This window comes from Stappia sp. ABD4_338 (genome assembly GCF_056312175.1).
On sequence record NZ_CM149982.1, the window covers coordinates 2,120,698 to 2,135,200 of the forward strand.

At 66.2% G+C, this 14,503-nt stretch carries 13 protein-coding genes; all 13 read right to left on the bottom strand.

From position 1 onward, the window contains the following. Positions 1–55: 55 nt before the first annotated feature. The 13 genes from ACYX4S_RS09775 to ACYX4S_RS09835 all read right to left on the bottom strand — a co-directional run bounded on the left by ACYX4S_RS09775 (position 56) and on the right by ACYX4S_RS09835 (position 14,363). Positions 56–775 carry a protein-L-isoaspartate(D-aspartate) O-methyltransferase gene (locus ACYX4S_RS09775; protein WP_476362760.1) on the bottom strand — a complete coding sequence of 240 codons (720 nt, stop codon included), beginning with the start codon at positions 773–775 and terminating at the stop codon, positions 56–58. A gap of 61 nt (positions 776–836) precedes the next feature. Continuing rightward, entirely contained in the window at positions 837–1,598 is a 762-nt protein-coding gene (gene surE, locus ACYX4S_RS09780) for a 5'/3'-nucleotidase SurE (RefSeq protein ID WP_476362761.1), read from the bottom strand. Continuing rightward, complete coding sequence (gene serS / locus ACYX4S_RS09785) at positions 1,598–2,878, bottom strand: serine--tRNA ligase (RefSeq protein WP_476362762.1); 1,281 nt, start codon at positions 2,876–2,878, stop codon at positions 1,598–1,600. Before serS ends, surE begins: the two co-directional genes overlap by 1 nt. A gap of 64 nt (positions 2,879–2,942) precedes the next feature. Continuing rightward, positions 2,943–3,728: a twin-arginine translocase subunit TatC gene (gene tatC, locus ACYX4S_RS09790; protein ID WP_293723087.1), complete on the bottom strand. Its 786-nt coding sequence runs from the start codon at positions 3,726–3,728 to the stop codon at positions 2,943–2,945. Further along, positions 3,725–4,213, bottom strand: a complete 489-nt coding sequence (tatB, locus tag ACYX4S_RS09795) for a Sec-independent protein translocase protein TatB (RefSeq protein ID WP_476362763.1) — start codon at positions 4,211–4,213, stop codon at positions 3,725–3,727. Before tatB ends, tatC begins: the two co-directional genes overlap by 4 nt. Positions 4,214–4,519: 306 nt before the next feature. Further along, positions 4,520–4,747, bottom strand: coding sequence for a twin-arginine translocase TatA/TatE family subunit (locus ACYX4S_RS09800; RefSeq protein WP_293723081.1), 228 nt, complete (start codon positions 4,745–4,747; stop codon positions 4,520–4,522). 120 nt (positions 4,748–4,867) lie between these two features. Further along, complete coding sequence (locus ACYX4S_RS09805) at positions 4,868–5,995, bottom strand: ABC transporter ATP-binding protein (protein WP_476362764.1); 1,128 nt, start codon at positions 5,993–5,995, stop codon at positions 4,868–4,870. Then, on the bottom strand, positions 5,979–6,614 hold the full coding sequence (gene scpB / locus ACYX4S_RS09810; RefSeq protein ID WP_293723457.1) for an SMC-Scp complex subunit ScpB: 636 nt from the start codon (positions 6,612–6,614) through the stop codon (positions 5,979–5,981). Before scpB ends, ACYX4S_RS09805 begins: the two co-directional genes overlap by 17 nt. 61 nt (positions 6,615–6,675) lie before the next feature. After that, a complete protein-coding gene (locus ACYX4S_RS09815; protein ID WP_293723077.1) occupies positions 6,676–7,530 on the bottom strand; it encodes a segregation and condensation protein A in 855 nt (284 codons plus the stop codon). Positions 7,531–7,603: 73 nt separating this feature from the next. Further along, positions 7,604–8,623, bottom strand: a complete 1,020-nt coding sequence (nagZ, locus tag ACYX4S_RS09820; protein ID WP_476362765.1) for a beta-N-acetylhexosaminidase — start codon at positions 8,621–8,623, stop codon at positions 7,604–7,606. A gap of 99 nt (positions 8,624–8,722) precedes the next feature. Further along, a complete protein-coding gene (locus ACYX4S_RS09825) occupies positions 8,723–11,086 on the bottom strand; it encodes an SPOR domain-containing protein (protein WP_476362766.1) in 2,364 nt (787 codons plus the stop codon). A 221-nt stretch (positions 11,087–11,307) separates the two neighbouring features. After that, on the bottom strand, positions 11,308–13,071 hold the full coding sequence (argS, locus tag ACYX4S_RS09830; RefSeq protein ID WP_476362767.1) for an arginine--tRNA ligase: 1,764 nt from the start codon (positions 13,069–13,071) through the stop codon (positions 11,308–11,310). Positions 13,072–13,145: 74 nt separating this feature from the next. Continuing rightward, on the bottom strand, positions 13,146–14,363 hold the full coding sequence (locus ACYX4S_RS09835) for a deoxyguanosinetriphosphate triphosphohydrolase (RefSeq protein ID WP_476362847.1): 1,218 nt from the start codon (positions 14,361–14,363) through the stop codon (positions 13,146–13,148). Between the last annotated feature and the right edge of the window lie 140 nt (positions 14,364–14,503).

The window sequence follows — 14,503 nt, forward strand, 5'->3', positions numbered from 1 at the left end:
AAGCGCAGCCATCAAAACGCCATGGAAGAAACTTCTTCCCTAGCGACATGCGATGTCACAGGCGCGCCGCGACACCTTCCACAAGCGGCACGAACCGCACTTTTGCAAGGATCCTGGTGTCCGTCGTCCCTCCGAGCCGGCGCACGAGAACAAGTTCCTGAATCGAGCCCTTTTCCCCCCTCGGCATGAGGAGAAGGCCGTTGTCGGCCAGTTGGGAAATCAAAACCTGAGGCACTTCGGGGCCGGCCGCGGTCACGATGATGCGGTCATAGGGCGCATGTTCACCCAGCCCCTCGAGGCCGTCCGCATGGTGCACGGTAACGGTTGTGATCTTGAGGCTGTGCAGGCGCTCGCGCGCGAGATCGACAAGCGTGCGATAGCGCTCGACCGTGTGAACCTCACCGGCGAGAAGGCCCAGGATCGCGGCCTGGTATCCCGATCCGGTCCCTATCTCCAGCACCTTGTGGGTCGGCGCGAGTTCCAGTGCCTCGCTCATCCTGGCGACAAGGCTCGGCTGGGAGATGGTCTGCCCGCACTCGATGGGAAGTGCCGTATCCTCGCCCGCATGGCGCTGATAGGCGGCGGGAAGAAACAGGCGGCGCGGAACACGCTCCAGAGCCGACAGGACGCGCTGGTCGCGCATTCCCGACTGTCTGAGCTTGAGGATCAGTGCGGCCGTTGCCTCGCGGTCGGCCTCGATGGCGGCCTGCGCGTCGGCCGGAGCAAGAGCCCTGCCGGTCCGGCCGCCCTCAGTCCTGTCCTCGTCCGCACCCACGCGCGCCTCCCCGTCCGCAACAGCTTTTCCGCTTCAGGACACCCTGCCCCGGATGTCCGGGTTACTCGTCGAGAAGCCGGCGGAGATCGCCGAGAACCGCGGTAGCCGTCAAGTCCAGCTTGAGCGGCGTGACCGAGATGTAGCCGGCCGCGAGCGCCGCCAGATCCGACTCCTCCGCCGGCGTTTCCTCCTCGTTGCGGAAGCCGACCCAGAAATAGGGTACGCCGCGCCCGTCGGTCCGCTTGTCGACGGCGAGTTCCGAAAGCGTGCGCTTGCCCTGCCGGGCCACCTGCACGCCCTGCACCGCACCCGGAGCACGATCGGGGAAATTGACGTTCAGCAGCGTATCCGGCGGAAACGCGAAGTTCATGAGCTTGTCGATCAGCGCCGGCGCATGGGCGACAGCCGTCTCGTATGACGGCTTGCCGCGTGTCTTCCAGCCATAGGCCTGGGAGAGCGCGATGGAACGTATGCCCATCAGCGTGCCCTCCATGGCAGCGGCGATCGTGCCGGAATAGGTTACGTCGTCGGCCGCGTTCTGACCGCGATTGACGCCGGACAGGATCAGGTCCGGGCGACCGCCCATCACTTCCTGAACGCCCATGATCACACAGTCGGTCGGCGTGCCGCGCACGGCAAAGCGCCGCTCGCCGACCTCGCGCAGGCGCAAGGGGTCGTGCAGCGTCAGGGAATGCGCGACGCCGGACTGGTCGGTCTCCGGCGCGACCACCCAGACATCGGAGGACAACTCACGCGCGATCGCTTCCAGCGCGGCAAACCCCTCGGCATGAATGCCGTCGTCATTCGTCAGAAGAATGCGCATCAGGCCGCTCCGATCTTCTCGATGCCGCCCATGTAGGGACGCAGAGCCTCCGGCACGGTCACACTGCCGTCCGCATTCTGGTAGTTCTCGAGCACCGCGATGAGCGTGCGTCCGACCGCCAGTCCCGAGCCGTTGAGCGTGTGCACGAATCGCAGCCCCTTCTCGCCGTCCGGTCGATAGCGCGCGTTCATGCGGCGGGCCTGGAAGTCGCCGCAGACCGAACAGCTCGAAATCTCGCGATAGGTGTCCTGTCCCGGCAACCAGACCTCGATGTCGTAGGTCTTGCGCGCACCGAAGCCCATGTCGCCGGCGGAGAGCACCATGACGCGATAGGCAAGACCGAGGCGCTTCAACACCTCCTCGGCGCAACCGGTCATGCGCTCCAGTTCATCGAGCGACGACTGAGGCGTCGTCACGGACACCATCTCGCACTTCCAGAACTGGTGCTGCCGCAGGATACCGCGCACGTCGCGGCCGGCGGAGCCGGCCTCAGAGCGGAAACAGGGCGTGAGCGCCGTCACCCGCATGGGCAGGGCCGTCTCGTCCAGTGTCTCGCCCGCCACCATGTTGGTCAGCGGCACTTCGGCGGTCGGGATCAGCCACCGGCCGTCGGTGGTCTTGAAAAGGTCCTCGGCGAACTTGGGAAGCTGGGACGTTCCGTAGAGCGCCTCGTCTCGTACCAGAAGTGGCGGCGAGACTTCCATGTAGCCATGCTCGCCGGTCTGGATGTCGATCATGAACTGGCCGATGGCGCGTTCAAGACGTGCAAGCGAGCCCTGAAGCAGGGCAAAGCGGGCCCCCGACATGCGCGCGGCACGATCGAGCGACAGCTCTCCCGCCAGGCCGGAAATCTCGAAGTGTTCCTTCGGGGAAAAATCGAACGACGGCGGCGTGCCCACTCGGCGGACCTCGACGTTTGCCTCCTCGTCCTCGCCGTCCGGCACATCGTCATGCGGCATGTTGGGCAACCGGCTCAGCGCGTCCTGAAGCTCGGCATCGATGCGGCGCTCGGCTTCCTCACCTTCCTGGATCTGGCTCTTGAGCTTGGCGACCTCGTCGATCACCGCCTGGGCCGCGGCCTCGTCGCCTAACGCCTTGGCCTTGCCGATCTCCTTCGAGGCGGCGTTGCGACGCTCCTGGGCGTGCTGCAGCTCACCGACCAGCGCGCGGCGCCGGTCGTCGATGGCAATCAGGCCCTCGGCCTGCGGCGCAAGCCCGCGCCGCGCCATGGCGTGGTCGAAAGCCGCGCTGTTATCGCGGATCCACTTGATGTCGAACATGAAGAACCCCGGAAATTCGGCCGGCGCGCCAGACACCCGGGAAGTTGCGTAAAACGCTGTCGCCTCAGGTTTCCGCCTCGTCGGCTGCTTCCCGCTCGGCGCGCTTCTTCTCGACCATCCTGACGCAAATGATGGACACTTCGTAGAGAAGCAGTGTTGGAAGTGCAAGGCCCAACTGGCTGATCGGATCGGGCGGCGTGAGCACCGCCGCCATCACGAAAGCGATAACGATGGCGTATTTGCGCTTCTGCTTCAGCGCATCGGCGGAAACCATTCCGACACGCCCGAGAAGGGTCAGCAGCACGGGAAGCTGGAACACCAGGCCGAATGCGAAAATCAGCGTCATGATGAGGCCGAGATACTCGCTGACCCGGGCCACGAGTTCGATCTTGGTCTGCCCGTCGGCCCCGTCCTGCTGCATCGACAGGAAGAAGCCCATCGCAAGCGGCATCACCAGGAAGAACACGAGGGCGGCGCCCATCGCGAAGAGGATCGGCGTCGCGATCAGAAACGGCAGGAACGCGCCACGCTCGTGCTTGTAGAGCCCGGGCGCAACGAACATGTAGATCTGGCTCGCGATCACCGGAAAGGCGATGAAGATCGCGCCGAAGAACGCCACCTTGAGCCGCGTGAAGAACAGTTCCTGCGGGGCGGTGTAGATCAGCTCGACAGGATGCCCCGCCGCCGTCTCGTAGGGAATGACGAGGATGTTGTAGATCTGCTGCGAGAAATAGAAGCAGACGATGAAGGCGATGAAGATGGCGACGACCGTCTTCAGAAGGCGGCTGCGCAGCTCGATCAGATGTTCGATGAGCGGCGCCTTGGAGGAATCGATATCTTCCTGTGTCATGCCTTGTCGCCCCTGGACGCGCGCTCGTCTCCCGCAGGATCGGCGGAAGCGGATTCAGCCGGGGCCGCCTGCGCCGCTTCCGCGGCTGCGGTCGTGGTGTCTCCGGCGGCCTTTCCGGCCTCGCCAGCGGGAGCGGACGCCGCCTCGGCGGCCGGTGCAGCCGCCTGTTTCTCCACCTTGGCCGCGGCCCCGCCGGGCCCCTGCCCCTTGGTGGCGCGATCCTGCTCGACCGAGCGACGGATATCGCCGAGCGGGTCGAAGTTGCCGGCCTTTTCGACCTGACGCTTCATGTCGGAGATGTCGGCCTGCTGTTCGGCTTCGCGCAGAGCGTCGTTGAAGGTTGACTGAAACTCGCTCGCCATGCGCCTGACCTTGCCCATGGTCTGCCCGAAGGTGCGCAACATGCGCGGCAGGTCCTTCGGTCCGACCACGAGGATCATCACGACGGCGACGACTACCAGTTCCGTCCAGCCGATATCGAACATCTCAGTCCGTCTTTCACACTTGCCGCAGGCACGCTCGCGGAATTTTCCGGCAAGCGAAACGCAACAGGCCATGAGCAGGAACGCCGGGAAGACTCTCGCCGGAGCGGAAACATCGTCCCGTGGGGACAACGCCCTTGGTCACACGCCACCCGGCAGATGGAACGGCAGGTGGGCGTCCGGTCCGCCAGGAGGGTGTCAAACCACCGCCACTGTCGTCCGGCAACGGCACACGCCGATCCGGCACTCCGTCCGGAGCCGGTTCGCTATCCCGGGTTCCGGCAGGAGCGCTGCGCGGGATCCGCGTGGTCAGCCGGTCTTGGACTTGTCCTCGGACTTGTTCATGGACACCGGCTCGTCGGCCTGGTGATCGATGGTCTTGGCCTTCGTCTCGGCGTCGTCGTCCTCGTTCAGCCCCTTCTTGAAGCTGTTGATTCCCTTGGCGACGTCACCCATGAGCTCGGAGATCTTGCCACGCCCGAACAGCAGAACCACGACCACCGCAATGATCAGGATCTGCCAGATGCTGATACCCATACGCCAAACTCCCTCGTCCTTCCGGCGCACCTGCGCCGGCGCGGCACTATTGCAACAAAGCGCAGCCCATCGCAACCAACCGATTGCGCGCGACGACGACAAACCCGCGCGAGCGCTTTCTCAGTCGCGCTCGCGTGCAAACGTGAGCACGTCACGCGGATCGAGCCGGACGCCCACGTCCATGCCGACCGCGAAGCGACCGCCATCGCGAAGGCGCGCCTGAAGCGGACGGTCCCGACCGGAAACCGCCACTTCGACCAGATCCACCTCTCCAAGGAAACGGCGGCGTGTCACGCGCCCGGCGATCCCCTCCCCCGGCTCGCCGAGCAGGATGCCTTGCGGCCTAACACAGACGTCGACGGCCTGACCACGCGCGATGCCGCTTGCTGGAAAGCGGCCGAACACGGTCTCGACCTCACCGTCCCCCGCGCTTGCTTCGAGGTCCTCGAGTTCGGAAAAGAATCGCGCCGCAAAGAGATCGACCGGGTGATTGTAGAGGTCGTCGGCGGACCCGAGCTGGACCAGACGCCCCTTGCGCATCAGCGCGATGCGGTCGCCCATGCGCATGGCCTCTTCGGGATCGTGCGTCACGAGCATGCAGGTCGCCCGCGTCTCGCGCAGGACGGACAGCGTCTCGTCACGCACCGCGTCCCTCAGGCGCCGGTCGAGGCCGGAGAACGGCTCGTCCATGAGAAGCACGCCCGGGCGTGGCGCGATCGCGCGAGCAAGGGCCACGCGCTGCTGCTCGCCACCGGAAAGCGCATGGGGGTAGTCGTCGACGTAGGACTTCAGGCCGACCCGGTCGAGCGCGCGCAAGGCCGTTTCGCGCGCATCCTGCCGCCCGAGATGCGTCAGGCCGAAGGCCACGTTCTCGCCGATCGTGAGATGGGGAAACAACGCATAGTCCTGGAACATCAGGCCGACGCCCCGCCGCTCGGGCGGCTGGAAGACGGACGGCCCCGCGACCTCGCGCTCATTTATGAGCACGCGTCCGCTCGTCTGCCTCTCGACGCCCGCGGCGATGCGAAGGAGTGTCGTCTTTCCGCATCCGGAGTGACCGAGCAGGCAAAGCACCTCACCCGGCTCGACGGAAAGCGAGACGTCGTTGACGGCCGTGACCCCGTCAAAGGCCCGGCTCACGTTCTCGAAATCGAGACGCGCCGCAATGGTCGCGCCGGCAGTTCCACGCCTGCCCCACCGCGACGAGGGGCTCTCGTCGGCGTGCGACCGCTCAGCCGGTGCTGTCATCTTGAGGCTCTTGGTCATTCTCTGGGAAGTCGAACAGTTCGTCCTGGTCGAGCGGATCCTCCTCCTCATGGAGGCCGGAGGAATCGTCGGGAACCGGAACGAAGAAGCCTGCGGGAACGGCGCTGTCCAGAAGGCCCGAGCCCTTCAGTTCGTCAAGGCCCGGAAGGTCCTGAACGGACGCCAGCATGAATTGCTCCAGGAAGGCCTCCGTCGTGCCGTAGGTGACCGGACGACCGGGAGTGCGACGGCGACCGCGCATCCGGATCCAGCCTGTTTCCAGCAAGACGTCAAGCGTGCCCTTGGAGGTCGAGACGCCGCGAATCTCCTCGATCTCGGCGCGTGTGACCGGCTGGTGATAGGCGATGATGGCCAGCGTTTCCAGTGCCGCACGCGACAACCGGCGCTCTTCCACCTGCTCGCGCGCCAGGATCCAGGCCAGATCCTCCGCCGTGCGGAACGCCCATTTCCCGGCCACCTGGACCAGGTTCACGCCGCGCATGGCGTAATGCGCCGACAGAGCCTCGAGAATCGCCGCGACATCCGAGCCGCGCGGCAGGCGCTCGGCCAGCTCCGCCTCGCCCACCGGCTCGCGCGATGCAAACAGCAGCGCCTCCGCCATGCGCAGCGCCGCCGGCAGCGGGCCGTCGCCCACGGCTCCGTCGTCACGGACATCCTCGTCGTCAGTCAAGGGGTGTCCCGTCCTTCCCATCCGTCTCGCCAGCCTGCGGCGACCTGTCCGCTCGCGCGCTATCCGCAAGGCGGCGCAGGAAGATCGGCGCAAAGGCTTCGGACTGTCGCAATTCCAGTTCCCCTTCGCGCACCATCTCGAGGCTGGCGCTGAACGCGCTCGCCAGAACGGTGCTCGCCTGATCCCTGTCCGCCAAGTATCTCGACAGATAGCGATCGAGGGGCGCCCAGTCCATATGCTGTCCGATGAGGCGGGTCAGCAGGTCGCGTGCCTCCTGCAGCGACCAGACCGTACGCCGACGCACATGCACGGAGGTGACGGACGTGCGCTGGCGCTGCGCCGCGTAGGCGGTCAGCAGGTCATAGAGCGTGGCGGCAAAGCGGTTTTGCCGCGACACCCGCACCGGCTCCGGCATTCCTCGCGCGAAAACGTCGCGCCCGAGCCGGTTGCGCTTCATGAGCTTGTCGGCCGCCTCGCGCATGGCCTCGAGCCGTCGCAGACGGAAGGCGAGCGCGGCGGCCATCTCCTCGCCCGAGAGCTGGTCCTCGTCCTTCTGTTCGGGAATGAGCAGCCGCGACTTGAGATAGGCGAGCCAGGCAGCCATGACGAGGTAGTCGGCGGCAAGTTCCAGTCGCAGGCGCCGCGCCTCGGCAACGAACTCGAGATACTGTTCGACAAGCGCCAGGATCGAGATGCGCGCCAGATCGACCTTCTGCTTGCGCGCCAGCGTCAGAAGCAGGTCGAGCGGCCCCTCGAAACCATCCACATCGACGACGAGGGCCGGATCGGTGGTGGCCCGGTCCGCATCGGTCGCCGGCGTGTCTTCCTCGAAGAAACTCTCCTGCACCTCCGCCCCTTCTCTGCCATCGTCTTGGGCCAAACACCGCGCCGACACGATTGCCGTGCGGTCGTCGCCGAATTCAGGCGACGTGGCGACCGCGCGCGAGAAGGTCTTCGAATTCCGCCCGCAAGGCCGTGCGGTCCAGGGGCTCGGCTTCCCGTCGGCGTGCCAGCGCGGCCAAGCAACGCCGCAGCGCCTCTCCCGCAAGTTCCGGCGCCGCTTCGGCGACCGACCGCATTTCCACCATCTCGCCATTGCAGTGAAGCGCAAGATCGCAGCCGGCGGCAAACAGTTTTTCAACCCGCTCGCCCATGTCGCCGCCAAGTGCCTTCATGGAAACATCGTCGGCCATCAGGGCTCCGTCGAACCCGATCTCGGAGCGGATCAGATCGATCATCACCGGCGACTGCGTCGCGCAACGCTCGCCGTCCAGAGCCGTGAAGACGATATGCGCAGTCATGCCGAGCGGCAGGTCGGCGAGAGCCTTGAAGGGAATGAAGTCGACCGCGCGTAGGTCCCTGGCCGATGCGTCGACCACGGGAAGTTCCAGATGGCTGTCGACGGTGGCGCGGCCATGGCCGGGGATGTGCTTGATGACCGGCAGAACGCCGCCGGCGAGAAGCCCGTCGGCCACCGCCCGTCCGATCGCCGCGATGGTTTCGGGATCGCGCGCGTAGGCGCGATCGCCGATCACGTCGCTCGTCGTCGGCGTGGGCACGTCGAGGATCGGCGCGCAGTCGACCGTTATGCCGAGATCCGCAAGATCCGCCGCGATCAGACGCGCCCCCGCCCAGGCCATGCGCAGCCCGGCTTCGCGGTCTTGGGCGTAGAGGCGGCCATACACCTCACCGGCGGGATAGTCCGCCACCAGCGGCGGACGCAGGCGGCGGACGCGCCCGCCTTCCTGATCGATCAGGACCGGGGCCTGCGCATCCCCAACCGTCTCGCGCCAGTCGGCGACCAGATCCCGCACCTGTTCATGAGAGCGGATGTTCCGCGCGAAGAGAATGAGGCCCCATGGTCTTTCCGCGGAGAAGAATGCGCGCTCGTCCGCGGTGAGTACGGTGTCGGAGCATCCGCTGATAAAGGCCTTGGCCATGAAGGGTCATCCGGAAACGGAGGTCGGAAACGCGGAAATCAACGTGAAAGCCGCACGCCACGCTCCGTCCCAGCGGAAAGGAACGTGGCGTGCGGAAAGTCAGTTCCGGCGCACGAAGCAATCGCCGCCGGCCGTCTTGAGCCGCTCGCAGAGCGAGATCGCCTCGTCGCGGCTCGAGGTTGGGATACGGACACGGTAGAAGGTTCCGCGATCCCCCAGGTCGGCACGCTGGATCACCGGCGACACGCCTCCCAGCACCGAGCCGAAACGCCTCTGGAGGTCGTCGAACGCGGTCTGCGCCTGCTGCTCGGAACGCTGCGAGGACACCTGCACCACGTAGGCACCTGCGGGAATGGTGCCGGATGCGGATGTCGCGCGCGTTGCGGGTTGGGTTGCCGCCGGCTGGGCGGCCGGCGCCTGCTGGCCGGAGCTTGCGGTCAGGTCGAGCGGAGCGGCACTCTGGCGCTGTGCGACCGGCTGCGCGGTCGTTGCGGGAGCCGGCGTCGCGGAGCGGGCAAGCGTCTGGATGTCCTCGGGCTTGATACGCGGCACATTCGCCGGATCGTCGGTCGACGCTGCGCTCTGGCCAGCCGCGTTCTCCGTCCCGGAGGGAGTGGCCGAGACCGGAGACGTGGACACGACGCGCGACTGCCCGTCGGATGAGGCCGTACCGGACGTCTGCCCGATCCCCGAAGGCGTCAAACCGGCCGTTGCACCGGGAAGCGGCTGGGATTGCCCCTGAGCCTGTGTCGCGGTGCCGCCATCCGTCTGCTGCGCGCCCGCATTCGTATCGCTGCCCGCATCGTTTCCGGAAATGATGGTCCCGTCGGGACGCACCACGACCGTGCGGACACGACGCGGCCCGGACGGCACGATCGTACCGTTCTCGCCCGAAACCTGGCCGGCGGGAGCCGGAGGAAGGGATGCGACAGGCGTCTCGTCGCGCAGCACCAGGCGCTCCTCGCCAGTGCCTTCGCCGCCGCCGACGCGGTCGTAGATAAGCTTGCTTGCGCCGTTGCCCGGACGCTCCTCGTTCTCCGGGAACTCCTTCACCGGCTCGTCGCTGGCGGTGATGATCGCCGGCGGCCCGTCGGGAACGCCTCCGCCGAAGTCGAACAACGCGAAAGCACCACCACCGATGACGACGATCCCCATGACGGTCGCCGCCACGACAAGACCACGCCGCGACTTGCCCTGAGCGGGCGCGGCTTCCAGTTCGGCGTCGGAATGAGGCGGCAGAACGCCATGACCACCGAGGTGCGGATCGCTCTCGCGCATGGCCTGCGCGACCGCATCGAGATCGTAGCCACCCGGCGGCGGCGGTGCCTCGGCATCCTCTTGCGCATAGGGGTCGTCGGCATAGGCCGGCTCATCCGCCCACTCATACCCCTGCGCGGATGTCGTTGCCTGCCGGGGCTCATCCGCGGACTGCAGGAGGAAGTCGTCGTCGAACGCCTGATCGGCCTCCGGCTCCCGGGCGTAACCCGGCTCTTCCCACGCCGCGCCCTGCGGCCAGCCGGATGCCTGCACCGGCGCGGGCTCATCGGGAAGGTCGTCAACGGTATCGTCGCGGCGCGGCGCGGCCGGCTGCATCAGGAACTCGTTTTCAAGCGACGCGGCAAGATCGTCGGTGAGCGTCCGCTGCGGCTCCGCTCGCGGAGCGGCCACCTGCTCCTGAGGCGCGGGGACAGGTTCCGTCTGACGGCGATCGGATGCAAGCTGCCGGGCGGCAAGGGAAGCGGCGACAGCTTCCTCAAGCGCACGTTCGTAGGCACCCCCGGCATGAACGCCGTCATCCTCGTAGACGCCGGGCTCGGCCTCCGTAGCCGGATCCTCGTATGCAGCCTCTGCCGGGCCGTCGCCGTACTGATATGCGGGGTCAGCATGGACCGGAGCCGCAGGCGCCTCCTGCAGGTAATCCTGATGGTATCCGTCTTCCTCCGGAAAACCCGCGGCATGGGGCTCGTAGGCCGCGACGTCTTCGGCCTCCGCCTGGAAACCGGCGGCGTGCACGTCGTACTCCTCCGGGCCGGCGGCATAGCCATCCGTTCCGTAAGGGCTCTCGACATACGGATCGGCGGGTTCCACCTCAACGGGCTCGGGCGCACGGTCCGCGCCGACCTGGAACCCCAGATCGCGGGCGAGCCCATCCTCGAGATCACGCGCCCACGCCTCGTGGTCGATCAGTGAGGCGCTCTCCTCGGAGACATGGCCGGACACGACCGAATCAAACCCGGCATCCGCTTCATGGAAAGCGTCTTCGGCAACCTCGACCTCACCTTCGGGCTCGTCATAAGGCTGGGGCTCGACCGACTGCGGCTCTTCCTGGCGAAAGCGCGAATTTCCCTCGCTGACGATCCGGGCCAGTTCGACGAGCGGATCCTCCTCGAACCCGGAAAAACCGTCGTCTGCGGAGTCGCGCTGCGCGCCGGAACCGGCCGGATGGCTCGAACGATTGGACATGGCGTAGAGAACTTCCCCGCTAGGTCCGGAGGTCCGTTCACCGCCCCTGCCGCCCGGTTTCAAGGCGTTCTCAGGTCATGCGGGTCGCCGAACCACCGGCACCGTTGTGTTTCCGGCAGAGCCGGCGAACCCGATGCATGGCCTCGATCCCGCGTGGAACCGGTCGACAGCTTCGGGTCTGCTCCACCAGCCGCGCCGGGCCGACACGAAAGCTCCCGCCGTTATCGCATCTCCTCCGGGGCATCCACTCCGAGAATCGTGAGGCCAGATGCAAGAACCTTGGAAACCGAATGCACAAGACCAAGGCGGGCCAATGTTGTTTGTCGATCTTCAGAGTTAATAAAACGTAATTGCGGCAAATCCTTGCCTTTGTTCCACTGCGAGTGCAGGGCACTGGCCAGTTCATGCAGGTAGAACGCGACCCTGTGCGGCTCGTGTGCTTCGGCCGCGCTGTCGACCAGACGCGGCCACGCCGCAAGCCTTGCGGCCAGGTCCCGCTCGCCCTCGTCCGCAAGCAGGGTGAAGTCGGCCTTCGCAAGCGCCGCCTCGGAGGTATCGAGACCCGCGTCCTCGGCCGCCTGACGCATCACCGAACGGCAACGCGCATGACCATACTGAACATAGAAAACCGGATTGTCTTTCGACTGTTCCGTCACTTTCTTGAAGTCGAAATCGAGCGGGGCATCGTTCTTGCGGAACAGCATCATGAAGCGGACCGGATCCCGTCCCACTTCCTCCACCACGTCACGCAGGGTGATGAAATCGCCGGACCGCTTGGACATCCGCACCGGCTCGCCATCCCGGAACAGTTTCACCAACTGGCAGAGGCGGACAACGACGCTCGCCTCCCCGCCGGAAATCGCACGCCCCACCGCCTCGAGGCGCTTGACGTAGCCGCCGTGATCGGCGCCGAGAATGAAGATCATTTCCTTGAAGCCACGCTGGTACTTCGACAGGAAATAGGCAACATCCGCCGCGAAATAGGTATAGGAGCCGTCGGACTTCTTCAGCGGACGATCGATGTCGTCGCCATAGGCCATAGCGCGGAAGAGCGTTTGCTCGCGGTCTTCCCAGTCCTCGGGAAGCTGCCCCTTCGGCGGAGGCAAGGTGCCCTCGTACACCAGATCGCGACCGCGCAGTTCTTCCAGCATCGCGTCGATCATCGAGGGCTGGTTATCCTTGCGCTCGTGCAAGGTCCGCTCCGAGAAGAAAACCTCGTGGTGAACGTTCAAAAGCGCAAGGTCCGCGCGGATCAGGTCCATCATGGCGTCGATGGTTCGCGCCTTGACCAGTTCGAGCCGTTCCGCCTCGTCCATGGACAGAAGGCTGTCGCCGAATTCCTCCGCCAGCGCCTGTCCGACCGGGACGAGATAGTCGCCCGGATACAGGCCCTCGGGAATCGCCCCGATGTCCTCGCCAAGCGCCTCGCGGTAGCGCAGCAGGGCGGAGTTCGCCAGCACGTCGACCTGCGCGCCGGCATCGTTGATGTAGTATTCGCGTGCGACGTCGAAGCCGGCAAAATCGAGCAGCGAGGCGAGTGCATCGCCCACGACCGCGCCACGACAGTGACCGACATGCATCGGGCCGGTGGGGTTGGCCGACACGTATTCGACATTCACCTTCTTGGACCCGCCAAGGGTCGAACGCCCGTAGTCGGCGCCCTGTCTCACCACGGCCGAGAGCACGCGGCCCCAGACGCCGGGCGTGAGACGCAGGTTCAGGAACCCGGGGCCGGCGACCTCGGCGGAAACCACCTCGTCATGGCGCTCCAGGATCACGCCCAGTTTCTCGGCGAGCGCGCGCGGATTGGCCTTCAGCGGCTTGGCAAGCACGAGTGCCGCGTTGGTCGCCAGGTCGCCGTGGGCACTGTCTCGCGGAGGCTCGACGACGCATTTGGCCAGCAGCGCGGCGTCAACCTCACCGTCGGGATAAAGCTCCTGGATCGCGGCGCGCACGTGCTCCGCATACTCGCTGAAGATGTTCATCGTCTGCTTCTCTGGCAAATGGGATCGGGGATTGGGCCGCAGATGGCGCGCCCTGCCTCGCAGTGGACCGCGACCTAGCCCAAATCGGGTGACCGGTCAAACAGCCGCCGGTGTTCGTCGATGGCGAAGCGGTCGGTCATTCCGGCGACATAGTCGCACACGCGTCTGGCCAGGCGGTCGGGGGAGGCTCCCTCGAGCCCCTGGCGCCATTCCTCCGCCATCTCCCACGGCTCGGCGCGATACCGGGCAAACAGGTCGCGCACCACCTGCGCCACCTCGCGCCGCACCGCCAGCACGGACTCATGCCGATAGAGATTGGCGAAGAGGAAGCGCTTCACCGCCCTCTCCTCCTCCGCCATCGTCGACGAGAAGGCAACGACCGCATCGCCCGCATTGCGAATGTCGTCAGGCGAGGCCGGATCGAGCGCCCCGAGACGCCTCAGCGCTTCCCCGATCACATCCTCCACCATGCGCGTGATCGAGCGACGCACGATCTCGTGGATCTGGCGCGCGGGCTCGAGAGCCGGATAGCGCTGCAGAACCTCGCCCCGGATACGCGCGAGGAACGGCACTTCGTCCATCTGTTCCAGATCCAGAAGTCCGGCCCGCAATCCGTCATCCAGATCATGGGCGTCATAGGCGATATCGTCGGCGATGGCCGCGACCTGCGCCTCGGCGCTCGGCCAGCTGTCCAGCCGCAGATCCTGCTTTTCAGCGTAGGCGCGAATGGCAAAGGGCAGCCCCGTCCCAGCGAACTTGCCAAGCGGCCGGCCATCGGGTCCAAGCAGAGGCCCATTGTGCTTGACCAGTCCCTCGAGCGTTTCCCAACTCAGGTTCAGCCCGTCGAACTCGGCGTAGCGCCGCTCGAGCGCCGTCACGATGCGCAGGGACTGAGCGTTGTGGTCGAACCCGCCATGGTCGGCCATGCATTCGTCCATCACGTCCTCGCCTTCATGGCCGAAGGGCGTGTGTCCGAGGTCGTGGGCAAGCGCGAGGCACTCCGCGAGATCCTCGTCGAGGCGCAGCGCGCGCGCCAGAGAGCGGGCGATCTGGGACACCTCGATCGTGTGGGTCAGCCGCGTGCGGAAGTGGTCGCCCTCGTGGTAGATGAAGACCTGTGTCTTGTGCTTGAGCCGGCGAAACGCGGTCGAGTGGATGATGCGGTCCCGGTCCCGCTGATAGGGCGTACGGGTCGGGCTTTCCGGCTCGGGGACAAGCCGTCCGAGGCTTGCCGAAGGATCGGTTGCATAAGGCGCCCTTGGCTGGGCGCCATAGCCGATCGCCGCCGTCATCGCATCGTTGCCAATGGTCATGCGCTGCCCCTGCTGGTCCGTGATCGCTTGCGGGCGCGCCCCTGAATGCGCGGCCGGCCGCTGTGGCGCCGACGCATCGCGGTTGACGCGTGTCGCCCGTGTTCATACCTATCTGTAAA